Below are 24832 nucleotides of genomic sequence, written 5' to 3' on the forward strand. Positions count from 1 at the left end.
GGCTTATGGAATTTAAAGACTTTCCCATGCTGTCCGTGGATGTTCTGGTGCTCTCCACGGACGAGCGCATCGACGACTTTCAGGCAGGACAGGCGATTTTCCTTCAGAACTACCAGGATGAATGGCTGGCGGTTCAGGGAGACTCGCGCATCAGGGTCAACTGTGCACCAGCGGATTATGGGCTGTTTAGCCGACTTGTTTTGCGTGACCAGGTTCGCTGGCTACTCACCAGCAAGCAGAGCGGGAAGCTGTTGGTTCAGTACTGCGCGCCGGTTGAAGTCTCAGTCATGCAACTTGAGCTGGGTGTCGACGAGCTCATTGTGGAGGATATCTACAACAAGCATGAAATTGCGGAGATGAACATCGACCTTGCCTGCCGTTGGTTTGCCGAAAAGTTTCTAGTGCGAGGGCTTGCTGAGGGCGACTGGCTCACGGTTGCACGCTTCGCTAACAGTACATCCAAGGGTGGCTTTCAGTTGTTCGGCCAGGGCTGGCGTGCTGATGTAGAGCAAGGCGCGAATCGCGGACTGTTGGTCAAGCGCGTTACCCGGCAGGTGCGGCGCGATGGTGCTTACTCTTTGCTAGTCGGTCAGTCCGAGTTTCGTGATGCCTCGGTCGCAGCGGTACTCAACAGTGCCAGCCAGCAAGCGTTGCTGGACGCCGCGCTGCGGGATAATGCCAGTTACCTCGAGTTATGGAATTTGTACAACGACAAAGAGTGGCAGGGCGCTCTTAAAGTGGCAGAGACGTTGCGCTCGCTGCGTTTCGTGCAATGCGTGGGAGTTGAAGATGGCCGGGAAAACACATGGCACCTGACCCCGAAATCACAGGATGACTACCGAGAGTTTCGTGAACGTTGGCGCAACCTCGAATTGACTACCAGCACCCAAGTTGACTTGAGTAACGAGCGCCCCGACTGGGCGGAAGAACTGGCTACTGATGAGGCGAAGACGGCAGTAAGCACACCGCGTGGCACTATACGTTTTGAGCAGGATTGTGTTGTCTTCAAGCCTGCTTCAAACCGGCGCGATGTTCGCCCTAAACAAGCTGAGGGTTGGCTTTATCTCTCGTTAGCGGGCCATCGCACTGTGGGCAAACGACGTCTTGCAGCAAAGCGCTCGATTGATTCGGGCAAGCGGCTGCCTCAGCTGAAATGGCTATTGGAAGGCGTTCCGGTACCAGCAGCCAGGCGCCGACCGATTAATGGACTAACGCCTTATGCACAGGAAACCTTCAAAGGCGGAAAACCCACTGAAAACCAAAAGAAAGCCCTTTATGCCGCGCTGAATACGCCGGATTTAGCCATCATTATCGGCCCACCCGGTACGGGCAAGACGCAAGTAATTGCAGCGCTCCAGCGTCGATTAGCGGAAGAAGCGCAAGATCAAAACATTGCTGCGCAGGTTCTGATCAGCAGCTTTCAGCACGATGCTGTGGACAACGCACTTGAGCGTAGCGATGTATACGGCTTACCTGGTGCGCGTGTAGGCGGTAAGCGCGGAGCTGGAGATGATGAATCTCTCATCGATCCTTGGCTCGAACGGCATTCGGCTCACTTGCAAGAAAAGATTGCTATCGAGTACAACAAGTACCCGGAGCTTGGGCACATCAGGGATCTGTCATACAAGCTAGCTCTCGCTCGGGTTGCTGGCGCATCACCAAGCCAACAAGCAGAAGCGTTCGGCAGCATTCTGCACGGGTTGCGAGATTTGGATTGCAATGGCCTGGTCCTGCCACCAAAGCTCGAAAGTCAGCTCGAAGATTATATCGAACAGTTACAACAGCGAGGGCCAAGTTCGGCGGAGAGCCGACCGGACGTGCAAGCCCTGAGGCGCATTCGCGCATTGAGAGTTGATGTATTGGCTTTCAATGACGATGGCTCAGATCGCGCCTGGGATCTGCTCAACTGGCTGAAACGTCATGGCCAGAATTGCGGTGCTGAATTACTGGCACTGCTGCAGGAAGCTGCGGATAGCCGGCAACTACCGGAACCTTCCTTGCAGGCACTTGCGGTCTGGCAGGCGCGCTTGCTCGAGCAATTCTTGCCGGATTACCGACCCGCGGAGTTGAAATACCAAGCTGACCCTGAAGGATTGACGCTTCTCGATGAAATTGACAGGCATCTTGAGGACAAGTTACGTCAAAGGAAGCAGGGCGTGGCATGGGTGCTGGAGCAGCTTGCCGATAGTCTTGCGATTGATCGGACAGCTGCTCACGCAGTTGTTGACGAGTATTCCATGGTGGTGGGGGCAACTTGCCAGCAGGCTGCTGGACAACAGATGGCAAGTCTGAAGTCAGTAGCAGGGTTGGATAGTTCCGAAATCGAATTCGACACGGTAGTGGTCGACGAAGCGGCGCGTGCAAATCCCTTGGACCTATTTGTACCGATGGCTATGGCTAAACGGCGCATTGTTTTGGTTGGTGATGACCGACAGTTGCCGCATATGCTCGAGCCAGACATCGAAGGGCAGTTGCAAGAGGAACATCAGCTTACCGAGCTGCAACTGGTCGCGTTCCGCTCCAGCTTGTTCGAACGTATGCGAGTAAAGCTGCAGGAGCTTGAAAAAAAGGACAATTTCCGCCGGGTTGTGATGCTGGACACCCAGTTCCGTATGCATCCGATATTGGGTGATTTCGTCAGTAAAAACTTCTACGAGGCTGTTGGCATGGGAGAGGTGTTCTCTGGCCGAACTGCTGCAGATCTTGCCTTCGATGAAACATTTTTAGCTGCTCTAGGGGCGCATGAAGCTTACTACCGTGACCGAGTGTGTCAGTGGATCGATATGCCCGTTACGCTGGGCAAGGATCAGCATAGAGGGACGAGTCGTGTACGGGAGATTGAGGCTGAGCGCATAGCTGATGAAGTCGTACTGCTCATGCAGGCTGGCGGGGATAGCCTCTCGGTTGGCGTCATTACATTCTACGCAGCTCAGCGCGATCTGATTATGGAAAAGCTTGCTCTGTCGCGGATAGACGATGTTCCGTTGATGGAACTGCGCAATGGTTCATACGAGCCGCATGAACAGTTTAAGTGGGTAAGAAAGGTACGGGGAGATGGCTCTGTATCTTTGGAAGAGCGACTACGTGTTGGCTCTGTCGACGCGTTCCAGGGTAAGGAGTTTGATGTTGTTCTGCTGTCCTGTGTCCGGACCTACCAGTCGGCAAAGCCAAATTCCATCTCGGAGGATGAAGAGACAGATCGCGAGAAGCAATTGAATCGCCAATTCGGGTTCTTGCGCTTACCGAACCGCATGAACGTCGCCATGAGCCGTCAGCGGCAAATGCTGATTTGTGTAGGCGATGCCGCGTTGGCAACTTCTCCAGAAGCAGAAAAGGCAGTACCAGCGCTGGCGGCTTTCTATCAGATGTGCGGAGGTGAACATGGCATCCTTCGTTGAAACCGGCACTTATTTGAAGTTCGGAGAAAAGCCGAGAGCAAATTGCAAGCCCGTGCTTTGGCCAGTGATGGTCCATCGGGTCTTGTACCCAGACGTTACGCGTCCACAGCTGAATTTGTTCCAGCGTGCTGTTCTGGGGTTGATTCGTGCACGCACTGTCCGATCAGAAGTAATTGCTGAACTCACCGGGTTGCATAGGACCTTGATCAAGCTGATTTTGGCGCAGGGAGTGAGTAACGGGTGGCTTGTTGCAAACGCAGATGCACTGACCTCGCTGGGTGAGCGTTTGTTAGATGATGAAGATTCGGACGCTTCCAACCTGAAGTCTGGGTACCTGCTGCAGGACGCTATAACCGGTAGGTTCTGGCCTCGTTTAGTTGCAGAACTGAGACAGATTGAGTCAACGGATCCTTTGGCTAAGTACCCTGAATTCATGGCCGAAAGAAAAACCGGTAAATCGATTAAACCGTTCCTAATTGCAGGCAGCAGGATTGAGTTACCTCAACTCGATCATGAGTCATTGATGAGGACCTATCGGGACTACCGTGAAGACTTTCGCTCAAGCCAGCAGCTCGACCAAAGCAGCCAGTCGCCGAAACAAGTCAAGCTTCAGGGGGTGCAACGTTTGGATGATGCACCTCAACCTGCGCGGATTTTTGTTTGGATTGCGGCGGACAGCGAAGGGGTTGATCTATGGTCGGTAAAGGACCCGTTTGAGCTGCGTGATAACGCATGGTGGCTCCAGTCTTCGCTGCAGCAGATGGTTGAACGTAACTCAAATTTGCTTAGACGTCTTGAGTCATTGGTGGCTGTGCCACGCTGTGATAACCAGAGCGTCGAGGAATGGCTGACGTCATTGCACAAGCAGACAGACCTTCAGGTCTTGATTGAGTATCCCTGGGTAGAACGCCAGCCTGACCTTAAACGCTATATAGCGGCACTTCTGGTGCGGAAGGAGAAGCTCTCGCAAGGTGACAGCGGCGAGCATGAGATGGCTGCTGCGATTATGGAATGCCAGAAGTTGCTGGAAGTCGTAATGCAATGGCTGATTCGCACGTATCCTGCCGAAGTAGGACAACTTCCAAAACAACAAAGACATGATCATAAGTTAAATCAGCGAATCCTTTCTGCGCTGAAAATTCCCGCGTTTACCGAGGATGTCATCAGGCTATTGTCCAGGCAGAAGATCGATCAGGTCGTCCGGGCCTGCTCCTGCCCATCAGACTCACTCAAGACCCTCCTTTTTGCTGCTGCTGTGGGCGTTCTTAGTTCGGCGCAGCACCCGCTTAAGATGCTGAGTGATCAAGAGCTACAGTTGGCAACACTGCTCGAACTCGCGGATCTGCGTAATCAGAGCAGCCACGGCCAGAGCAGTTTTACTGGAAAAACAGCTGTTCAACTTACTACACGGATGGCACTGGACAGCATCCAGTACGCCCTGAGCTTTACTGCGCGCTTTAAGGAATGGATGTAATGGGAAAGAAGACTTCGAATAAGTATGGCCCGCAACAGGGGCCAGCTGTAGCAGCTACCAATGCAGGCGTTCAGAGCTCATTGGTTGAAAAGCAATTGTCTGTTTGGAGTGCGTCATTTGAGAGCGCATCCAAGGTTTATCTGTCTTTCGACATGAGTCTCGATATAGATGTTGACCAAGGCTGGCTAAGTAGAGTGTGTGAGCGTCTCCAGGCAGAGGGCTCTAAAGAGTTCGCTCGGTGGATCGAGCAATTTGCGGAGCTTTGCAAAGAGCTTGTGAAGTTCAAGGAAAAACTACACGAAGAATATTCTGCCCGGTGGAATGAGGCCAATAAGCTTGTGCTGGCCAGTGAAGAAAAAGAGAGGGTGTTTGCCTCGCAATTGGCTGATTTCGAGTGCACCAAAAGTGCTTTTGAGAACAGGGCAGCAGAACTGGAAGGCAAGGAAGTAAGCCTATCTCGGAAGAATTCCGAGCTGCTGGATATCGAGCGCTCGTTGAAGCTGCGCGAGACAAACGCGGAGGCTGATTTCGCTGAGCAGAATGAGCACGCTCTGCGTCAGCTTGATGAGCGCCAGCGCCAGTTGACTAAGCTGCATCAGACTCATCTACAGCAAATACACGAAGAAAAGTGCAGGCTTGATAATGAGATCAACCAGTCTGCTAGACGCTTGGCCGAGATCAAGTACAACTGTACTGAAGAAGAAGCCGAACGCACCAGGCTGCTGGATCAACGCGAGCATGAAATCAATCAAAGCAAGATAGACCTTGATCGTGATCGCTCCAGATTGAATCGAGAGTGGGGGGATATCAAGACAGCAGAGAGTAGCCTTGAGCAGCGCATTGCCGCTGAAATGGAGTTAGAGCGTGCGAGTCATGCTCAAGAGCTAGTCAGAATGGAGCGCCAACGTGATAAAGCCTGGAAAAAGGCCGAGGAGTTGAGTGAGCAGCTGGCGGATATTCAGGATCTCAAACATGCGCTGGGTGAGCGTCCAGCCGCAGAGATTCTTGAGCAAATCGCAAGCTTGCGAGAAGAAAACAGAACTCTGAAACGCACGCTAGATCAGTCTGATACTGCTGAGCTGCTGCGGGAAAACGAATACTTGCGCAGCAGTAAGTCTGATCTTGAACGTGATGTTTCAACGCTGCGGCCTGAGCTGGACAATGTTCGGCGTGAACTAAGTACCAAGCGCGTCGCTGCGACTGAATTGGAAGCTGTGGCACGCGAAAAGCGCGTGCTGGAGCAGCATAAAAATACGCTAGCTGTTCATATTGACGATCTTGAAAGCCGAATTGAACAGCTAACTAACAATCAGAAAACGCAGACGCCATTCCCTGCTATGTCGCTTATGGACTCCGATAAGGAATACCGCGCGAGCATGGAATTAGAAACACTGCCGGACCTCAAGCAATTTGCCGAAGAGCTTCAGCATCGAATTGCCCAGGCTGAAAAGCACGTAGAACTGTTTTATCCCCTCGAAGACATTCGAGTGCTGCTCGGTGGTTTGGCCATGAGCCAGCTCCATGTATTCCAGGGTATCAGCGGAACCGGTAAAACCAGCTTGGCAAAGGCCTTTGCTGAGGCAATGGGCGGCTTCTGTACGGATATTGCTGTTCAGGCGGGCTGGCGCGACCGGGACGATCTGCTTGGTCATTACAACGCTTTTGAGCGGCGCTTCTACGAAAAGGATTGCCTACAGGCCCTGTACCAGGCTCAGACACCGCGGTGGCAGGATACCTGCAACGTCATCCTGCTCGATGAAATGAACTTGTCTCGCCCTGAGCAGTATTTTGCCGAATTTCTTTCTGCAATGGAGAAGAACAACAAGGACAAGCGTTTGATTAGCCTGTCCGAAACGGCTCTGCCTAACGCGCCTGCAATGCTTCGTGATGGGCGCAAGATCCTGGTGCCAGGGAATGTCTGGTTTATCGGTACGGCCAACCACGATGAAACTACCAGTGAACTGGCGGATAAGACCTATGACCGTGCCCATGTGATGACGCTGCCCAAGCAGGATCATCGTTTCGAGATAAAAAAATTAGAAAAGGCGAGCTATTCCTATCGTTCCTTACGCCAAGCCTTTGAGCGTGCTCGAGTTGAGCGGAAAGGGGAGGTGCTTGAGTTGATGGAAAGGCTGACCAAGGATGCATTCACTGAGCAGCTCAGCAATCAGTTCGCTCTGGGTTGGGGTAACAGATTTGAGAAACAGGCACTGGATTTCATTCCAGTAATGTTGGCAACTGGAGCCACGGCCGGTGAGGCCTTGGATCATCTACTGTCTACTCGTGTCATGCGATCGGGCAAGGTTACCGGCCGCTATAATGTAGGTGTAGGTGCAGTAAGAGACCTGAAGGATGCTCTGGAGACCTTCTGGATTAAGGCTGACCTTGATGGTGATCCGCGCAAATCGTTTGAGCTGCTGGATGCAGATATTCGGCGCCTGGACGGCCTTAGCTGATGTGGCTTGATCGACTGTCGGGTGAGCGGCTTCGTCAGCTGCCACCGCTTATTGAACATGGGCGCTATCAAGTTAGTGTTTCCAACCTGATCTTTAATGGCCATACACCAGAGTTTTCAGGCATTTTGGTGGGGGATGGAGGTGAGCGTTGCCAACTGGGTGATGAGGTGCGGTCTTTTGTAATGCCCAAGCAGGCTCAAGCCAGCAACTTGGATTTACTATTCAAGGCTATCGAGACTATAAGCCTCGAAATGCAGCAGCGGTCGGAGTTGATTTCACCCCTTATGCCTGCTGAGATTATTGATGATCAAATCCACCTCCTGTTGTTTGAGGAGCGTCTGCTTGATGTAGTGCAACGAGGACACTTGCATCAAATATCACAGCGTCCGCGCCTAGACCTTCATTATGAAGACGAAGTTGCTGATATCGCGCGCGCGCGGCGCCTTGCAAAAGGCGCACTTGTGCACCTGGCATCGCACTCAGAATGCTGGCAGCGGCAGACTCTTAGCGGAGTAATTCCAAAGAAAGTTCTGGCACGGTTTAGTGAAGATGACTACGGCATCTACGAGAACCGCGTCTATGCACGCCTATTGGAAAAGATCGAAAGCCATTTGCGAGGCCGCCTATCGACCCTGACGAGTCTTCAGGCCACCCTAAATCAGGCACTGGAGTTTTACCAATCAGCAGACATTGATTTCCGCCTTTCTAACGAGGTCTGCAAGCTTTGGGGGGATACGTTTGATCAGAATGCAACAAGTGAGACGTCGAGCCTTCTGAACAAAACGCTCAAAACCCTTCAGCTTCTGCATAAGACCGTTTCGGGCCTGCAACAAGATGGCTTGTATACGCTGGTTAGCCGTAACGCGCAGGTCGTTGGAGCGCTCCACCTGACGAATATTCTCAGCCATGATCCTCATTATCGACATCTGGCGATTCTTTGGGAGCTTTTGGATAGGACGAAAGTAGGTACAAAAGCAACTCCTGAGGAACGATTCAAGCGGAACCAGTACTTGGCGCATGCCTATTCGCGTTATGCCGGTCTGGTGTTACTCCATGCATTACGTCCGTATTTGCATGGGCAAGATGAGGGTGTATGGGCTGGCAGAAAGATACGGCTGCAGCAGAGCGGGCTGGAATGGAACCTTGTCAGCGTCGCCCAAGGCAGATCTCCTGCTGAGGAGGTTTTGCTTTCGGTGGTGCCTTGGCTGAACAGTGCATCTTTAGCTGACGAATCCCTGCAACTGCCCGAACATAGGTTCATTGCTTGGCCGGCTATTGGGCAAGAGTCACATCAGTCTGCGTATCACGGACACTGGATTGCCCTTTCTCCGTCTGACATGTACTGCGTGGAGCGCTTTGGCCAGTTAATTGATCGAGTGCTGTACCAAAAGGTACTGCAGGTATATGGGCAACCGCTTACCAAAATCCCAGTAAAAGTACTTGCCATGGCTGAGGGAGTCCCCGGGTTACATGTCGACCATCAGGCACATGTGCTGGAAGTGCGCGAGACAGTGTCCGATGAACACCTTTATAAATTGAAGAAAGCTTTGATAGCAGCCAACGCAACTCAGCAGGGGCTTGTTCTGGAGCTTCTACGTGAAGAGATCATCTCTCTTGAAAAGTGCCCGGTGTGCAAGGAAAAGACCGAGCTGGTTTTTCAGAGCCCCTCAGGCTTCAAGGCAAATTGTGGAGAATGTGGGACAGAGCGCTATCTACGGCAGCAAAAAAGTGGGCGCGTATATGACCAGGTTGTTGCGGGGAAAAGGGATTTCCATTCCCTTGGTCGCAGGGCATTTTCCATACAGGTTTAGTTTCTAAACCGAGTTGAAAGAGGGCTAGTTGAGATTCTGAGATAGCCCTTCCGCACACGTTGACATCTCGGCAACTGGATCAATTCGGCGTCGGCGCCAACATACGCGACCGGTGACCACCGGTCATGCGCAACCCACGCCTGCGCGCTCGCGCAGGCTAGCAACGAGTCAAGAAAGATGGATCTGAAAGGCCACCTGCTGTACATCGACATCACCCAAATCTGCGGCATTGGTTGCGCGTTCTGTATGTACGCCGACAAGCACAAGACGGGTATGAGTATGGAGTTATCGAGCCTCGCCCGGGAGAACCTGGCGGCGCTGATCAACGCCCCCGACGTCAAGCGCATCTCTATCAGCGGAGAGGGCGAACCCCTCAACAACGCCAGAGTCTTCCACGAGATTCTTGAGCTTTCCCAGGGCGGCAAGCGTTTCGAGTTCATCACAAGCGGCTTCTTTCCCCACGAGAAGATGGCGGAGTTCTATGACAACACCAATCGCATCGTGCTCAGCCGCGGCGACACCTGCAATATCCGCCTGAGTTCGGACAGCCACCATATCGACAAGGTGAAATGGCGGGCTCATGGCTTCAGTCTGGATTACCTGCGACGAAACAGACCGGCCGGGCTGAGTTTTTCGTTTCGCTCGATCGACACTGATCGGGAGTTCACCCGCGACTACCTACGGGAGGAACTGGCGCGCTGGGGCCTCGACGCCGGGATTGTCGCGGGCAATGCCCTGGAAGATACGCTGGTGGTCGGCGAGGAACGCTTCGGCATCGACTACAAGAACCTCGTCCACCCGGCGGCCGACACGCCACCTGGTTACCTGGACCTGCATGGCTACATCGACGCGATCGAAGCCCGGGTCAACAAGCGCTTCACCCTCGGCAGCCTTAACCCGCCTCCCCACGCCAACGGCATGGACCTGACAGTGAAACCTAATGGTGACGTCTACCTGTACGGCATCGAGCACCAGCGGCTGGGAAATATCCACTTCGACCGGATCGGCTGGGAGCGACTGGCCAGCCACGTACGCGACACCCCCCTGGTCCGTGCCCTTTACAGCCAACCGCTGAGGGACCTGCTGGCGCGTCTCGACGACCTTGAGCTGGTGCACAAGATCCTACGCAAGGCGAATAACCCCTATTGGCTGGTCAAGGAACTGGCTAATCACGATGGCCTGTTAGAACGGATGGTGCCGGCATGATCGACTCCCACAGCCATACCTTTTATTCCAAGCATGCTGTCGGTACGGTGGACGAGCTAGTGCGGGCGTCAATCGCCGCCGGAGTGAAGATCCTCACCATCACCGACCACGCGCCGTTTCCGGTGGACAGCGACAATCGCCTGCTGGAGGCGGAACTGGAGCGCTATTTCGCCGATATTGAGCGGGCACGACAGGAGCACCAGGGGCAGATCAAGATCCTGCGCGGACTGGAGTTCGACTACATGCCGGGTGCGGATGCCTACAACCGCGAATTGCAGGCGCGGTACGAGCTGGATTTCGCCATCGGCTCGATCCACTACGTCGAGTTGCCGGGCGAGCCCATGGCTAAGGTTTGGGAGTTGGCCCGGCTGTCCGCACCGGCCTTTCTCGACCGTTATTTCGCCCATCTGCAAGCCTTGCTGGAGTGCGGACTGTTCGACGCAGTCGGGCACGCCGATACGCTGCTGCGCGGGGTGGTGGAGGATGTAGTGCTGCGCCGGATGGAACCGCTGCTGCCGCTGTTCGCCCGCAATGGTGTGGCCTACGAACTGAATGCCTCGGGTATTCGCAAGTCGAGCCTGTTGCCCGGTTCGACTCGTGAGGTTCAGGGCGTCTGGAGCTATCCATCACGCCCCCTGCTGCCCCAACTGATTGCCCATGGCGCGGCGTTCACCATAGGTTCCGACACCCACGATCCGCGGGACGCGGGGGCCGGCATCCGCCCCCTGGTCGATGAACTGCAACCGCTGGGTCTGGAGCGGATCAGCTACTTCGAAGGGCGTCGACGCATCGACATGCCACTGGACTTCTTCAGCCCGTCATCTGGAACCGATACAAGGATTTTCCCGTGAATTCCCGATCGAATGACTGGAAACTACTCGCCACGGCGCCTGTCGACGAACAGCTGGCATGCTTTCGCGAGGCCGTGGCCCGGCCGCAGGCGGAGGACGTGAATGGAGGTCTGCGCGCGTTCGCTGGCGGCTTGCTGGCGCAAGACCTAATCGATATGGACAGCTATGTTGCGGTGTTCGGCGGTCATGCCCTGAACTGTCTGACGATCGACGGCACCGACGGATTCCGCGACATGAGCAGTAGCGCAAGCGCCTCCGAGCTGACGGCCATCTACAGCCGTGCCAAGTACGGTAGCCAGAAGGACATCCGTTTTCTCGCCGGCCTGGTGATCAACTATCTGGAGCGGCAGCTGGATGCCCCGGCATCACACTGGGCACGGCTGTTCACCACCGCGCGGGAGCGCAATGAGAATGTGGTGCTGATGACCACTGGCTGGCGCAACGTGCCTTCGACGGCCAACGTGCTCTACGACATCGTGGTGGAGGAGATCAACGTCAAGCTCGCCCATATGGGCCTGCCCACCCTGATCAACGTTAAGCTGCCGCGCATCGCTCCTCCCTGCGAGAACTACGCAAGCCTGAGTACTGAAGAGCGTGAGCGGGTCAATCTTGTCCAGGACCATGTGATTCCCTCGGAGAACTTCTATCGCTGGAGCGGCGTGCACGTCATCTTCGGCGACGATGTGCTGGTTACCGGATCGACCGCCGACAAGGTGTTGCGTGAGTCGCTGCTAGCCGGAGCCCGCTCGTTCCAGGCGATCTACCCGGTTGCCATCGATCCGCGGGTCGCCCTGACGGATGCCACCGTCGAGGAGCGCCTGAACATGGTGGAAATCAGCCATCAGCTGGACGACACATTGGCCGAACTGCTTGGGGCGAAGGACTACCAACCGATCCTGCGCACGTTGCGTCTACTATTTTCGACGGACAACTACCAAGCCTTGCCGGCATTCCTGGCGCGGGTGCCGGCGGCCAATTGGTTGCGCCTGTACAAGGCGGCTCTGGGAAACGAGTTCCTGCGCCAGGCCGAATGCATACCTTCGCTGACGCTGCTGCGGAAATACCTGGAGGACCTCGGACTGCTGGGCAGTGGCGGCGTGACGGCAGAGAGGGCCACGTTGTGCGTGTGAACTACGTGAGCTACTGGGAAACGGCGGCGGGGCAGAGCATGCCGCCGTGGATCGCCTTGGCCCTGGTCTCCATGCAGCGGGCGCTGGGGGACAATTTCACCCTGCTAACCCCGGACAGCCTGGAGTATTGCATAGATGCTTCTATCCTCGGCAAGGATTGGCGCTTCGAGCCGCTTACCTTCAGCATGGACAAGGGGATCGAGGCGATCGTCGCCAGGAGCGACTTCATCCGCATGGCCTACGTTCATCGCCATGGCGGGGCCTGGATCGACGCGGACAGCATCCTGCTACGCGACCCGACCTCCCTGTTGTTCCCGACGGGACTCGACGGGCGACTGCACTGGCACAGTGAATGCCTGTTCGCCTCACTGCCGGGAAACGCCGATCTCGCTGAGGCACTGGCGACCGGGCTCGCTGTCGAGACACATGCCTGGGGCAACCCGGGAGGGATCAAGGAGCTTGTCGCCAGGTCGCCGCATCAGCTAGTGCCAATTTCGCCCTCGTTATGCGACCCGGGTTATCGACCGCTGTACAACTTCGACAGTTGCGCGGTGATGAGACGCACGGACATTGCAGTGAGCGACTTCCTGCTCCACGACGTAAGCCTGCTGAAGCTGTACAACACCTGGTTCAAGCGGACAGTGACACGCGACGAGTCGGTAGAGGAATTCCTTGGCGAGGGTACCCTGCTGTCACGCATCTTCCTGCATATCGAACCCGATCGTGGCTATTGGCTGGGGGAGAGTGAGCGTTTGATCGAACGCTGCGGCTGAAGGTGTTCAGGCCAGTTCCACCGCATGCGCCGGCAGGTGCACGCGGCAACGTTGGGCCCCGTTTAGCTCCAGTCGAGTCGCGATCACCTCGTGCACCGTCGGGGTCTGCCGGTGTGGCGAGCCATGGGCGACGTACAGCCAGGCCGGCACGCGGTGGGCAAGGTGGTCGAATTCCAGCTCGATGCGCAGCAAGTCGAACACCTCACTGGTACGTCCGCTCGGTGTCCAAGCCAGCGGAGCGCTGCGGTGATGAGGATGGATCAAACGCAGCGGTCGTGACAGTTGAAGGTTCAGCGTGCCCGGATGGCAATCGGCGACTTCAGGAAAGGACCGGCTGATCAAGGGCAGCTGGCGGGCCAGCGTGCCAGTGGCCACGCCCAGACCTGAAACGATTTGCGCATCTACTGCGAGGGCCGCATCGATCGACTCTTGGAGCAGTTCGGCGACGGGGTGAATCACGTCGACATCAGAGAATTCGTTCATGTTTTTCCTGCCGATGTGCGGGTACTGACGTGGTCCCTGGCGACTAAACACAACTCGGGTATGGGGGGAAAGCGGCGGCAGCCAGGGATTGGAAGAGTTGCTGGCCGGATAGATCGCGACCAATGCCGCCTTCAGTCCGACGGCCATGTGCACGATGGCAGTATCGACACTGACAACAACTCTGGCCCGCTGGATGGCACCCGCGACCGCGCGGGGCGTATCCAGTTCGACCAGTGTCCGGACGTTGCTGCGGGCGATGGCGTGCTCGAGCTGCAGTGCCTCGGCACGGCTGGCGGGACTGCACAGAATGCCAATATGGTGCTGCGGCCAGGCATCCGCCAGGGCACGGACCAGCGAGAGCGCTCTGGCGAACCCAAGGCTTTTATCAGGTCGGCTGGCATAGGGGTTGACCAGGATGTGCGCGACGTTGTTGCCGTCCTGTCGTTCGGGAAGCGGGACGATATAGTCGCGGTTGATCCGGGTCGCACCGAGGTCGAGCAGGACCCGGGTGTAGCGCTCGACCACGTTGAGCTGCGCGGTTGCTTCACCAAGCTTGCCGCTGACGCAATGCAAGGCATCATCCAGCGAGTAGACCCGGGCGGGCTTAAGCAAGCGGATGAACAGTATCTCGATGGGTTGGATACGGCCAACTAGGTGGACAAACACATCGACTGATCCCAATTCCCGTACCAGAGGGCCCAGCCCGGTCAGCGTGGGTGCGCAAGCGACAGGGATGACCCGGTCGACGCCGAAATCGAGCCGATGCAGGTCGACCAGTTCCGGTACGGTGAGCACAGTGACCCGGGCACCGAGCTTGTGCGCTTCGCGAAAGAAGAATGAAGAAACGATCGCGTCGCCCAGTTTGGCGTCCCAGCGGGGAAGCACGATATGCAGGGGTTGGGCAAGGTCGCGAGGTACCAGCTGGCGGTCCACCAGGTAGCGCATCAACACGCGCGCCATAGTCTTCCGATGGTTTTGTAAAATCGACATCAGCTCGCACTTTCGAGAATAGCTGGCGATGATATCTATGGCACGTGGCCGTTACCAGTAATGGCCTAAGGAGGGGTAGTCCGTACGAGCTTGGAGAGTGTCTACAAAACCAAGGACGATTCATTCTGAAGGAGCAGCAGTTTCCTGCACAGGTTTACCTACCTGAACCTTTTGCAGAGATACCCCTGCTCTGGGAGGAATAATCGTGCTCGGGTAAGCCATCGGCTGACCTACGCTTGGGTCGACGCGGGAGTAGGTGGCTTTCAGGCTGATACCCTCCGGGCTCAACAGGGCCTAAATCGCACCCTGACACCATCATGATGGTAGATCGTTATATCCATCATCCGATAATTGCTGAGCCCCTATCCAGTTTAGTTTTATAGTAAGTCATTTAGCTCATCTGCAATAACCTCGAGAAGCTCAGCCAGTCCCTTTTCGCGCTTGGAGGCGCTAAGCTCTGTTTTCATCATTTGGAGTGTTCTTTGTAAGGATGACAACTTCATGTCTTTTGTGGCCGCGTCAACAACCTCTATATGGTTGGTGAGTTCGGAGAACGCCAGATCGATATACACATCTAAGGAGCTGAGAAGTTTGTGCCCAGTGATCTGCTGTATTTGTTGCTTGAGGGCGCCAGTGTTGATCATAAGCCGTCTGCAGTCATCAATGTTTTTTAGATCATGTTGTTTAATCAACTTGACAAAATATTGAGTGATAAAGCGGTGGCGAAACATATGAGGCGACGTCCGCTCAGTGATCCCACCATACTTAGACAATGTTGAGATTTCTTGGGTGACTGTGTTTGCGAGCAATGCTTGACCCGTTGTCGAGCTGATAAACAAAGTGCCGTGATCTTCTAAGCCTAGCTTTTTCACTAGCGGCGATCGATTGTATGTTATGTAATTTTCCAACAGTTTGAGGTCTGTTTTGGATACAGGTACGAGCCTGGTACTCGAGCGGTTGCCACCACCTTTGGATGTGGGCATCCTTAATAGGTGGGGTTGCTCACCCAATGCCGAATATACGCTCTGAACTTTCATAGCCACAAGTTCTGACCGCCGGCAGCCAGTTGATTCCAAAAGTCTCAACATCGCGAATCGCCGCTTTCGGATGAAAATATCCTCAGTCGCAGCTGCTGCGATCGTAAGTTTTTTGATATTTACTTCAGATATTGGGAATCGTTTTTTTAACGGTGATGGGACCGGAAATGACCTGTGAAACCAGTAGGATTTACTAAAAGTGGTGCCCTTTTCGTTGTTTTTGATGTTCACCAGTTTTCGTTCTCCCTTTATCGCTCCATCGGATGATACGAAGTTATCATCGAATCGCATCTTTCCAACATGCGAGAGCAGTCCAAGACAGTTTCTTCCAATATTAATTACGCTATTCCGGGACCTGGGTTCACTATTGGAGAAAGGTGCGTCGAAGCTGGAGAGCGTTCGAATGAACATAGAAAATCGTGCATCCGTCATTTGCGGAAGGTCGATGTTGTTTGAAAAACAATAGCGTAGTAGGTGGCTGACGTTTGCAGCATACGCCTTGAGAGTACCGCCCCCATTTTTTCGGGAGAGGCCTCTTTTAAAGAGGCTGTACATGTAGTTATTCGAGTAATGACACCATGAGCCGTCAGGATAGCGGAGCATCGGTATCGCCGACGCGTCGGACATGTAAATAAAGCCTTCATCGAAAAACCATGGAATTTCTAGCTTGTCAGATGTCAGTGTGTAAAGTTTACGAGGCATGTCTGGACCTCATGAATTTTAGAAGGTCCAGACTTTCTCTTTGTTGCTTTTCACAGAGTTGGATTTGTGTCAAGTCTGACGTTTTTTTTGCAAAGTATCGTGCTTGCTCCATGCAGTCATTGAGAACTCCCGAATAAATCAATAGTTCTTCATTAAGTATTTGAATTTCTAGTTTTAAAGCCGCGATGGATTCTGCTGCTCTTGGTTTACGCTTGGTGGAGACTTTCGATGACTTATCTTCAATTTTTAAACGTATGGCTAAAGCAGCGAGTCTTGCCGAGTCCAATGCTTTAAATCCACCTTGGAGATATTTATCAGCATGGGCTTTCAAAGTATTCAGCGAAAAAGCTTTTATACTAAGCTTAGCATTGTGATAAGAAGCAAGAGCTGCTTGATTTGCGACATCTTTCAGGGTGAGACCAGGCTCGGGCTGTAGCGCTGGCGGTAGATTCAAAAGTCTGAAAAGTGCTAGCACAGACGCGTGTTTAGTATTCATGCACGCACCTAAAAATTGTAACAATCTGATAGTCGGACCCGTCATCGCCTTCAAAGAAATGAGGTTCGACTGTTAGGCTGCCATCTTCGATAAGAGACTCAATATAGGTTTCAACTTCGCTAGTTTCGAGAATATCAAATTTGCTTGTGCCAAAATGCTGAGCTAGGGCTTTTTCGAGCGCTCCGCCAGTTTCTGAATTGCCGTCAAGCAGATGATCGGATACGTAGGCGCCTTTGACACCCCTCAGGACATCCCCTGGCGTCGTTTCAGTGATGTAGTGGTAGAGATGTTGCGCGTCAGTATGGGCCAGGAACCATCTCAGTGTATCCAGTCCGCCTTGAGCGTTACCCCAGAAGAACATCATTGCAAATCCTCGCCGCAATTGATGCTGGCGGAAGTAATACCGCTGGGTCTCACTGTGCATCGGGGTTTCGAAATAGTCGCAAAAAAAATCCAGTGAGCGGTTATACGTAGGGGCCGTGAGACTTGCATTTAGTCCCGTCGCGAATCTGTTCGGCGGTGTGAATAGGGGGTAATACTGAGTGATAAGGCCTGCCTCTAATAACTGGCTCTGAAAGGAAGAAATATTTTTAATGATATTGGCAGCGAAGTCTGGGATTGGACGCTGAATAGTTTCTCTAAAAGACATGTATCCTGATTTTCGATTGGCGAAAACCAGATATCGGCCTGTTTTATCCAAGCACTTAAATGGCGTCAATTCGATTAGCTCGCCTTGTCTCCTCGCCATTAATAGACCGATTATCATCTGTGCTGATCCATAGTAGACTCGTAGCATCTCCCACAGGCCTTCATTCCCGCGAAAACGGGAGAAGTAGTCATCTCGGTCAAATACTCTCGACATGTTAGAGTCGTAATTTTGTTCGTTATAGTTTATGTGAGCGCTCAGCGACCAATGTTTAATACCGATCCTAGCTGCCTCGACTCCAAGGGAAGCGCTCAATTCGGACGAAAACGCATCGTCATGAACTCCTCGCGAATTATTTTTTTGGGCGCTCATAACCGATAAGGCGGCCTTAAAGAGTGTTGGGCCATGATCAATCACAAAGTCAATGGCAGAGCGCAGTGCTGGAAGCAGAGCGTTTGGCCGGATTGTGCGATACCGATCGGTGGCTTCCAAATCAAACTGTGAAGTGAATTCTTTGAGGTTTAGGCTGCTTATTGCGGTAACTGGAACTCCCAAGTTCAACCTGGCGAGCTTGCTAACGGCCATGAAACATCGGTAGTATTTCAAAAAATCACGCTCAGACATGTTTGATTTTGTTTGAGTGCGAGTCGGAGCAGACTCAAATTCACGCGCTAGGCCGTCGTACTGATCAAGATTCAGTGAGTCCATTGAAGATATGATCTTAAATCCGATCAACGTGTTTGGAAGTATCCTTGCGGACAGCCTATTGGTTGGCGTGGCCTGGCGAAACCCAAACCTGGTAGTTCGTGTGTAAAGATTTTTCTTATACAGCCAGATTTTGATCTGGATGCTTTCACTTTTGCTAAAACCAACAATACTGTTGCTTTCTTGGATGAGGCGGTAGGCTAATAGATTTTCATTACAAAACTGAACTTCGCTATTATCAGGGACTTCGTTAAGGACTCCTCTGAAATACTCAGTGACTCGATGCGTCCACTGATAGATAGCTTCCGATACTTTCTTGTGTCTTGAGAGCTGAGCAAAAAATTTTTTAACATCATTCTCTGTCAAGATTTCCAACCCGAAAGTAGCAAGTTGCAATGTCTTTGTATTGATTAGGAAATAGTCTACGATATGCAAAGCCTTGCGAGTAAGAGCATATGCGGTTTTGGCGTCGGGTAGCACGCCTTTGTTCATGGCGGGGGTGGATTGGACGCATATCCAGTTCTTAAAAGTAAGTAGCAGTTTTTCGTTCTTTTTGGCAGTCAGCAAGCTGTTATCTTCGAGTTTGACATTGAAGTCTAACTTGAAGCTTAGATTTCGCGCAAATTTAAATGCCCAAATATTGTCGTCGAATGAGTTCTGAAGCCATTTACATTCGTAGCGCTCGAAGTTTTTGGGGAATAAGTCGTTGAGAAACGCAAGCTCTCCCACCAATTGCTCATGATTTTTCATAACGTTTTTTCCAGTGAGCGAGTTGCTTCTTCCAATGCCAATTTAAGGTCTGGACGATCCTCAAGATTCACTCTCGAGTAACTTAGTATTTTCTTGCTTAAGTCAGCCCAGAGTTGAGTTTTTAAGCTGGACTCGCTAGTGACGGATTTTCGCTCAAGCTTCAATAGTTGACGAAAAACATTATAGTCGACACTGATTAGTAACTGCGGCTCTTGAATAGAATCGCAATCGGGATCTTTGGGTTGCTCTTTAAACTTTAATGCGTGATTGTTAAGAAAATTTTCGATTTCTTCCAGAGAATTAAAGTCTGAAGCTTTCAGAATATTTTTGCTTCCCCTCATTGCTTCTAACACGATTCCTGCTTGGAAAAGCCTTATCCAGCGTTCTTGAAAGAAGTCCCAGATTGGACCCGGCAAATACCTAGAAAGGAGAGAGTGATTCAATCGGGCATGACCGAGCGCTTCAGACATTTTTATCGCGCACCTCGTTTCAAGATAAACGAGCACTGCGGAAGTTGCACGTACAGCGGTTAAAGTTGACCTTTTTAGAAGCTCCACAGCGTCCTGATTATTAATGCTACTAATCACTGATAGTCTTTCGGCGTGCTCGTTTAACAAGCCCATGGTAACGCTATAAGACGCAAGCTTAGGTCGCCTGATTGTGCCGAAGCTTTTATGTCCAGTCAGTAAAAGAAATCGCCAATTATTATCTCCAATAGATTGTAGGTGTTTCCTCGCGTAGTCGGTGATTCTAATTATGCTCCTAACTACCCCCACAGTATAATTATCGAGGTTGACTACAATCTCCGCGAATCTGACACCCCTCCGGAATTTATACCCAACAAGCTTGGGAGCGGACTCTTCATCAATTAATCCAATTTGCTTTCCACTTTTATCAAAGAGTTCTAGATTTTCTAAAAAGCCTGGAGTGATTTTGTTATGTTTCAAAATAAGCATGATGCAGTGTGGCTGTAGCGATCCAGGCGTCACCAGGCCTAGTTCCCGTGCGACCTGAGCTAAAGGTTCGGGAAAGACTTGCGCACTTCTTTTAATTAGGAACGCATAATTGTGATATTCAAAGTTCTTTGCTGCATTGGCGTACCAGTTCGAGTTAGCTCGGTCACGCTGCCATTTAATGAGACCTCCATCGCTTTGATTATATCCCGCTTTGTTGATTTCTCTGATCACTCCATAAGCTGACTCGAATTTGCGCCGGGCCCAGCGTCTATCATGATCAAGGATCTCGTCCTGAGCCCATTGCTCAATTGACGCCATTGAAGTCTTCAACTGATCAAAGATTCTATAAAGAGCTTCTGTGTCAGTCAGTTGAAGTGGTATATCGCAAATTAGCTTTGCATGAACTAAGCCGCTGCCGTTTCTGGCGGCTTTTACGTTGCCATGAGTTGACATTCTTTTCGGCAGTATCGGCAGCTCAGTAAAACCGGTGCTCATGATCCCACTTGTAGCAAGGTGTTGAGTAACAAAGTTCGTGAATTCCCCGTTCCAATTTGTAGCAATGGTGGAAAGCCGTTGTCCCTCTCCTTCTGCGTACAATTCCACTGTAAAGTAGATAACAAAGTTTTCCCAAAACTCCGACATTGCAACATCAGATCTCAGCACTTCAATGTTGAAGCGATTTGCGTTTATTTCACAAAACTCGTTGAGTTGCTTTAGCCCATGAATAGTAGTTTGGGTTCTACCATTTAGGTACTGTTGGGCCTCATTGTATAAAAGCTCACAAAACTGAGGCCCAAATGCTCTGAAAAAACCGCTCAATGGTAAAAATGATGTTCGTCCATTTTTGTTTTTTACCGGCCAGCCTTGCCAGTACTGGATTTTCGAAATATCTAGATCTGCTCTGAAAAATTCTGTTCGGTATTTATTTAAACTCTTTTCATCGAGGGTCAGATGTGGATATTCGAGGCCGTTGAATGCCGCTAGAGACCCTAAAATCCTTATCGCGCACCTAGACCGATCTCGGACGACTGCCTCGCTCCCTGGAGCTAGATTGCTGTTGATGAAACCCAAAAATCGAGAAGCGATCCTTTTTACCTGTGTGTTTGAAATCCTATTCAAGAACTCCTGAGATATCTGGAGAAAGCATTCAAGACATCTGATGACGGCGGGGGCGCAAGGCAGCTTGTAGTCGTCGAATTCATCGTATGCGTGAAGGTACGCCAGTGTGGGCGCGTCTAGGCGTTCGAAAGGATACGAGTCGTATTGTTGACCACTAGAGAAGATTGGCAGAGAAATTTGAGGTGCTTTCATCACATTAACCTACTGAACCTGCTGGCTTTTCGTGATATTTGACAAGCTCAAGAAAAAAGTCAAAATACCAACTCATCGAGAAACAGCACCCCATGATGGGCCAGGGTGATTTCCCCAGGTTGCGGTTTCGAGCCGCCACCTACCAGTGCCGGCCCTGACGCTGAGTGGTGCGGCTGGCGAAATGGCCGGTGCGGCCAGTGGCTCAACGGAGCGAGGCTGACCACCGACTGAATCGCTGCCACTTCCAGGGCTTCCTGTTCACTCAGCGGCGGCAGCAAACCGGGCAGGCGGCTGGCGAGCAGGGTTTTGCCGGTGCCCGGCGGGCCGCTGAACAGCAGGTTGTGGGCGCCAGCTGCGGCAATCAACAGCGCCCGCTTGGCCGCCAGTTGGCCTTGCACTTCACTCAGGTCGGGGTAGGGTTTGTTCAGGTACAGCAAACCGTCGGATTTGAACGGCTCAATCGGCACCTGCCCATTAAGGTGCGCCACCACCTGCAGCAGATGATCCACCGCAATTACTGTCAGCCCGGACGCCAGGCAGGCTTCCTCGGCATTGGCCCGAGGCACGATCACCGTACGCCCGGCCTTGCGTGCCGCCAGGGCCGCCGGCAAAACGCCTTTCACCGCTCGCACCTCGCCGGACAGGGCCAGTTCGCCAAGACACTCCACATCATCGAGCATCAGCGCTGGCACCTGCACACTGGCCGCGAGAATCCCCAGGGCAATCGCCAGGTCAAAACGCCCGCCGTCCTTGGGTAGGTCGGCGGGGGCCAGGTTGAGGGTAATGCGGCGTGCGGGGTATTGCAGCGCACTGTTGAGAATGGCACTGCGCACGCGGTCTTTGCTTTCCTTGACCGCAGTCTCGGGCAAACCCACCAGGGTCAACGATGGCAAGCCATTGGCCATATGCACTTCGACCGTGACGGCAGGGGCTTCGACGCCGATCTGGGCGCGGCTGTGGACGATGGCGAGGGACATGCTCGTTCCTTGAAATGGGCGACCGCTTGCTGCGGTTTTTCAAGGGTAGACGAGGGAGTGAGCGCTGCCGTGCGCAGGTTTTACAGAACGTATCCCATGCAGCAGGAAAACCACCTGTAGGAGCGAGCTTGCTCGCGAAAAACGTCAACGATAACGCGGGGCATCTGGATGCACGCGGCGTTCCCAGGTTTTTCGCGAGCAAGCTCGCTCCTACAAGTAGTGCGTGTTATTGCTCGCTGGGATTCAACCGCGCTTCCAACTCCGCCACCTTCGCCTCCAGGCTCTCCAGCCGCGCACGGGTGCGGGCCAGGACCACCATTTGGCTGTCGAATTCCTCGCGGCTCACCAAGTCCAGTTTGCTGAACCCGCTTTGCAGCAGCGCCTTGAACTGGCTTTCGATTTCGTTGCGAGGCAGCGGGGTTTCACCGCTGAACAGGCGAGAGGCGTGGCCGCTCAGGGCGTCGAGGAGGTCTTTGGGCGCGAGCATGGGAAACATTCCGGAAAACAGTTGGCCGGCAGTGTATCACGCAGCGCCTATAGTCTTTTCCAAGTGCTCGGCGCACGCTTTTCGCGCATTGGCCCGAATGCGCATGCACTGTTTTTGTGCGTATCCAGGCTGCCGGACAGGCCCATTGGTGGGCGTAAGCGGGCAACGGATTGATTTCAGTGATTTTTACGGAGCTGGCAAGGTTTCTGCTTAGACGATCATGACCCATGCACTGATGCAGTCGCTGTGACGAATGCAGTGCGCTGACGGACCAGGGTACTTGTTTCGTCACCAACGGTTAGCTGGCGTCGCAAAGGCAATTGCCGAGGCGACGATGCGTTACAAAGCCAGGCACTGCGCTTAGACTTGAGACGGGTTTGTTTTCCTGGGGCAAGTCCACCAATTCGGGAGAGAGTTTTCATGAAGCTAGTCACTGCCATCATCAAGCCGTTCAAGTTGGACGATGTACGCGAGTCACTGTCCGAGATCGGCGTGCAGGGCATTACCGTCACTGAGGTCAAAGGCTTCGGTCGGCAGAAGGGTCATACCGAGCTGTATCGCGGCGCGGAATACGTAGTCGATTTCCTGCCGAAGGTGAAGATTGATGTCGCCATTGACGACAAGGATCTTGATCGGGTTATCGAGGCGATAACCAAGGCGGCCAACACCGGCAAGATCGGTGACGGCAAGATCTTCGTGGTCAATCTGGAACAGGCTATTCGCATCCGTACCGGCGAAACCGATACCGACGCAATCTAAGCCGCCAAACCCCAACGCCCCAGGAGAAAACAATATGACTCTGCGTAAATTCGCAGGGCTAGGAGCCCTGTTGTCCATCGTAATGCCCAGCCTGGCCATGGCGGCAGACGAAGTGGCGGCTCCAGTCCTCAATTCCGGCGACACTGCCTGGATGCTGACAGCCACCGCGCTGGTGCTGTTCATGACCATCCCTGGCCTCGCGCTGTTCTATGGCGGCATGGTCCGCTCCAAAAACATTCTTTCCGTGATGATGCAGTGCTTCGCCATTACCGGTCTGATCAGCATCCTGTGGGTCGTCTACGGCTACAGCATTGCGTTCGACACCACTGGCATGGAGCAGGGCGTCGTCAACTTCAACTCCTTCTTCGGCGGTATGGGCAAGGCGTTCCTGGCGGGTGTCACACCGTCCAGCATCACCGGCCCGGCGGCGCTGTTCCCGGAAGCGGTATTCATCACCTTCCAGATGACCTTCGCGATCATCACCCCGGCGCTGATCGTCGGTGCATTCGCCGAGCGTATGAAGTTCTCCGCCATGCTGCTGTTCATGGCCATCTGGTTCACCCTGGTCTATGCGCCGATCGCGCACATGGTCTGGAGCGGCAACGGCGGCCTGATGTGGGACTGGGGCGTGCTGGACTTCGCTGGCGGCACCGTGGTGCACATCAACGCTGGTGTGGCTGGCCTGGTGGCGTGCATCGTGCTCGGCAAGCGTAAAGGCTACCCGACTACGCCGATGGCCCCGCATAACCTGGGCTACACCCTGATCGGTGCGGCAATGCTGTGGATCGGCTGGTTCGGCTTCAACGCCGGCTCCGCTGCAGCGGCCAACGGCACGGCTGGTATGGCGATGCTGGTAACCCAGATTGCTACCGCTGCAGCAGCACTGGGCTGGATGTTTGCCGAGTGGATCACCCATGGCAAGCCAAGCGCCCTGGGTATCGCCTCGGGTGTGGTTGCCGGCCTGGTGGCTGTTACTCCGGCCGCCGGTACCGTGGGCCCGATGGGTGCTCTGGTGATCGGCCTGGCGTCTGGCGTGATCTGCTTCTTCTGCGCCACCAGCCTCAAGCGCAAGCTGGGCTACGATGACTCCCTGGATGCCTTCGGTGTACACGGTGTAGGCGGGATTGTCGGGGCGATTCTCACCGGCGTATTCGCGGCGCCAATCCTGGGTGGCTTCGGCACAGTGACCGATATTGCCGCACAGGTCTGGATCCAGGCCAAGGGCGTGGGTTTTACCGTGATCTACACCGGTATCGTGACCTTTGTGATTCTCAAGGTGCTGGACTTGACCATCGGCCTGCGTGTAACTGAAGAGGAAGAGGCCGTTGGCCTGGACCTGGCGGAACACAACGAGCGCGGCTACAACTTGTAATAACGGATGAAAAAACATGCCCGGCTTGCCGGGCATTTTTTTGTCTGGTATTTGCCTATGGT

At 53.4% G+C, this 24832-nt stretch carries 16 protein-coding genes and 2 pseudogenes; 11 read left to right on the plus strand and 7 right to left on the minus strand.

Annotated features, from left to right (window positions below; translation table 11 throughout):
• Positions 1–5: 5 nt before the first annotated feature.
• The 8 genes from HBO09_RS01520 to HBO09_RS28620 all read left to right on the plus strand — a co-directional run bounded on the left by HBO09_RS01520 (position 6) and on the right by HBO09_RS28620 (position 13099).
• Positions 6–3398: an AAA domain-containing protein gene (locus HBO09_RS01520; RefSeq protein WP_169991132.1), complete on the plus strand. Its 3393-nt coding sequence runs from the start codon at positions 6–8 to the stop codon at positions 3396–3398.
• Complete coding sequence (locus tag HBO09_RS01525; protein WP_169991134.1) at positions 3382–4872, plus strand: hypothetical protein; 1491 nt, start codon at positions 3382–3384, stop codon at positions 4870–4872. Before HBO09_RS01520 ends, HBO09_RS01525 begins: the two co-directional genes overlap by 17 nt.
• A complete protein-coding gene (locus tag HBO09_RS01530) occupies positions 4872–7328 on the plus strand; it encodes an AAA family ATPase (RefSeq protein ID WP_169991136.1) in 2457 nt (818 codons plus the stop codon). The genes HBO09_RS01525 and HBO09_RS01530 overlap by 1 nt, the downstream gene beginning before the upstream one ends.
• Positions 7328–9139: a hypothetical protein gene (locus tag HBO09_RS01535; protein WP_233101128.1), complete on the plus strand. Its 1812-nt coding sequence runs from the start codon at positions 7328–7330 to the stop codon at positions 9137–9139. Before HBO09_RS01530 ends, HBO09_RS01535 begins: the two co-directional genes overlap by 1 nt.
• A gap of 177 nt (positions 9140–9316) precedes the next feature.
• Positions 9317–10345, plus strand: coding sequence for a radical SAM protein (locus HBO09_RS01540; protein WP_169991139.1), 1029 nt, complete (start codon positions 9317–9319; stop codon positions 10343–10345).
• Positions 10342–11196 (plus strand): histidinol-phosphatase, encoded by an 855-nt coding sequence (locus HBO09_RS01545; RefSeq protein ID WP_169991141.1) that lies wholly within the window; start codon positions 10342–10344, stop codon positions 11194–11196. Before HBO09_RS01540 ends, HBO09_RS01545 begins: the two co-directional genes overlap by 4 nt.
• On the plus strand, positions 11193–12326 hold the full coding sequence (locus HBO09_RS01550; RefSeq protein WP_169991143.1) for a hypothetical protein: 1134 nt from the start codon (positions 11193–11195) through the stop codon (positions 12324–12326). Before HBO09_RS01545 ends, HBO09_RS01550 begins: the two co-directional genes overlap by 4 nt.
• Positions 12317–13099: a glycosyltransferase gene (locus tag HBO09_RS28620; protein ID WP_169991145.1), complete on the plus strand. Its 783-nt coding sequence runs from the start codon at positions 12317–12319 to the stop codon at positions 13097–13099. Before HBO09_RS01550 ends, HBO09_RS28620 begins: the two co-directional genes overlap by 10 nt.
• A 6-nt stretch (positions 13100–13105) precedes the next feature.
• Here the strand turns inward: HBO09_RS28620 and HBO09_RS01560 are convergent, their stop codons facing one another.
• From HBO09_RS01560 to HBO09_RS01585, 6 genes and pseudogenes are all read right to left on the minus strand, one after another.
• Entirely contained in the window at positions 13106–14572 is a 1467-nt protein-coding gene (locus HBO09_RS01560; protein WP_169991147.1) for a glycosyltransferase family 9 protein, read from the minus strand.
• A 377-nt stretch (positions 14573–14949) separates the two neighbouring features.
• Positions 14950–16311 carry a site-specific integrase gene (locus tag HBO09_RS01565; protein WP_169991149.1) on the minus strand — a complete coding sequence of 454 codons (1362 nt, stop codon included), beginning with the start codon at positions 16309–16311 and terminating at the stop codon, positions 14950–14952.
• Entirely contained in the window at positions 16301–16807 is a 507-nt protein-coding gene (locus HBO09_RS01570) for a hypothetical protein (protein ID WP_169991152.1), read from the minus strand. Before HBO09_RS01570 ends, HBO09_RS01565 begins: the two co-directional genes overlap by 11 nt.
• Complete coding sequence (locus HBO09_RS01575; protein WP_169991154.1) at positions 16797–18908, minus strand: hypothetical protein; 2112 nt, start codon at positions 18906–18908, stop codon at positions 16797–16799. The genes HBO09_RS01570 and HBO09_RS01575 overlap by 11 nt, the downstream gene beginning before the upstream one ends.
• Entirely contained in the window at positions 18905–21175 is a 2271-nt protein-coding gene (locus HBO09_RS01580; protein WP_169991156.1) for a hypothetical protein, read from the minus strand. Before HBO09_RS01580 ends, HBO09_RS01575 begins: the two co-directional genes overlap by 4 nt.
• 68 nt (positions 21176–21243) lie before the next feature.
• Positions 21244–22152: pseudogene (locus HBO09_RS01585) on the minus strand (YifB family Mg chelatase-like AAA ATPase); the annotation flags it as partial.
• Between the two features lie 128 nt (positions 22153–22280).
• On the opposite strand from HBO09_RS01585, the pseudogene HBO09_RS28760 reads away from it, so the two are divergent.
• Positions 22281–22384: pseudogene (locus HBO09_RS28760) on the plus strand (outer membrane lipoprotein carrier protein LolA); the annotation flags it as partial.
• On the opposite strand, the gene HBO09_RS01590 reads toward HBO09_RS28760, so the two are convergent.
• Complete coding sequence (locus tag HBO09_RS01590) at positions 22379–22639, minus strand: accessory factor UbiK family protein (protein ID WP_169991158.1); 261 nt, start codon at positions 22637–22639, stop codon at positions 22379–22381. The pseudogene HBO09_RS28760 and the gene HBO09_RS01590 sit on opposite strands and share 6 nt — an antisense overlap.
• Before the next feature lie 420 nt (positions 22640–23059).
• Between HBO09_RS01590 and glnK the strand changes: the two genes are divergently transcribed.
• Together glnK and HBO09_RS01600 are read left to right on the plus strand one after the other, a co-directional pair.
• Positions 23060–23398: a P-II family nitrogen regulator gene (gene glnK, locus HBO09_RS01595; RefSeq protein ID WP_002555808.1), complete on the plus strand. Its 339-nt coding sequence runs from the start codon at positions 23060–23062 to the stop codon at positions 23396–23398.
• Positions 23399–23432: 34 nt separating this feature from the next.
• On the plus strand, positions 23433–24770 hold the full coding sequence (locus HBO09_RS01600; protein WP_029289659.1) for an ammonium transporter: 1338 nt from the start codon (positions 23433–23435) through the stop codon (positions 24768–24770).
• Positions 24771–24832: the final 62 nt, after the last annotated feature.

It is taken from the genome of Pseudomonas sp. WS 5027 (assembly GCF_012985695.1).
GTDB classification, from domain to species: domain Bacteria; phylum Pseudomonadota; class Gammaproteobacteria; order Pseudomonadales; family Pseudomonadaceae; genus Aquipseudomonas; species Aquipseudomonas hygromyciniae.

Bases quoted from the DNA above. Each gene is read 5' to 3' on its own strand.
- HBO09_RS01520 (WP_169991132.1), top strand. From the start codon at position 6: ATGGAATTTAAAGACTTTCCCATGCTGTCCGTGGATGTTCTGGTGCTC.
- HBO09_RS01525 (WP_169991134.1), top strand. From the start codon at position 3,382: ATGGCATCCTTCGTTGAAACCGGCACTTATTTGAAGTTCGGAGAAAAG.
- HBO09_RS01530 (WP_169991136.1), top strand. From the start codon at position 4,872: ATGGGAAAGAAGACTTCGAATAAGTATGGCCCGCAACAGGGGCCAGCT.
- HBO09_RS01535 (WP_233101128.1), top strand. From the start codon at position 7,328: ATGTGGCTTGATCGACTGTCGGGTGAGCGGCTTCGTCAGCTGCCACCG.
- HBO09_RS01540 (WP_169991139.1), top strand. From the start codon at position 9,317: ATGGATCTGAAAGGCCACCTGCTGTACATCGACATCACCCAAATCTGC.
- HBO09_RS01545 (WP_169991141.1), top strand. From the start codon at position 10,342: ATGATCGACTCCCACAGCCATACCTTTTATTCCAAGCATGCTGTCGGT.
- HBO09_RS01560 (WP_169991147.1), bottom strand. From the start codon at position 14,572: ATGTCGATTTTACAAAACCATCGGAAGACTATGGCGCGCGTGTTGATG.
- HBO09_RS01565 (WP_169991149.1), bottom strand. From the start codon at position 16,311: ATGCCTCGTAAACTTTACACACTGACATCTGACAAGCTAGAAATTCCA.
- HBO09_RS01570 (WP_169991152.1), bottom strand. From the start codon at position 16,807: ATGAATACTAAACACGCGTCTGTGCTAGCACTTTTCAGACTTTTGAAT.
- HBO09_RS01575 (WP_169991154.1), bottom strand. From the start codon at position 18,908: ATGAAAAATCATGAGCAATTGGTGGGAGAGCTTGCGTTTCTCAACGAC.
- HBO09_RS01580 (WP_169991156.1), bottom strand. From the start codon at position 21,175: ATGAAAGCACCTCAAATTTCTCTGCCAATCTTCTCTAGTGGTCAACAA.
- HBO09_RS01590 (WP_169991158.1), bottom strand. From the start codon at position 22,639: ATGCTCGCGCCCAAAGACCTCCTCGACGCCCTGAGCGGCCACGCCTCT.
- glnK (WP_002555808.1), top strand. From the start codon at position 23,060: ATGAAGCTAGTCACTGCCATCATCAAGCCGTTCAAGTTGGACGATGTA.
- HBO09_RS01600 (WP_029289659.1), top strand. From the start codon at position 23,433: ATGACTCTGCGTAAATTCGCAGGGCTAGGAGCCCTGTTGTCCATCGTA.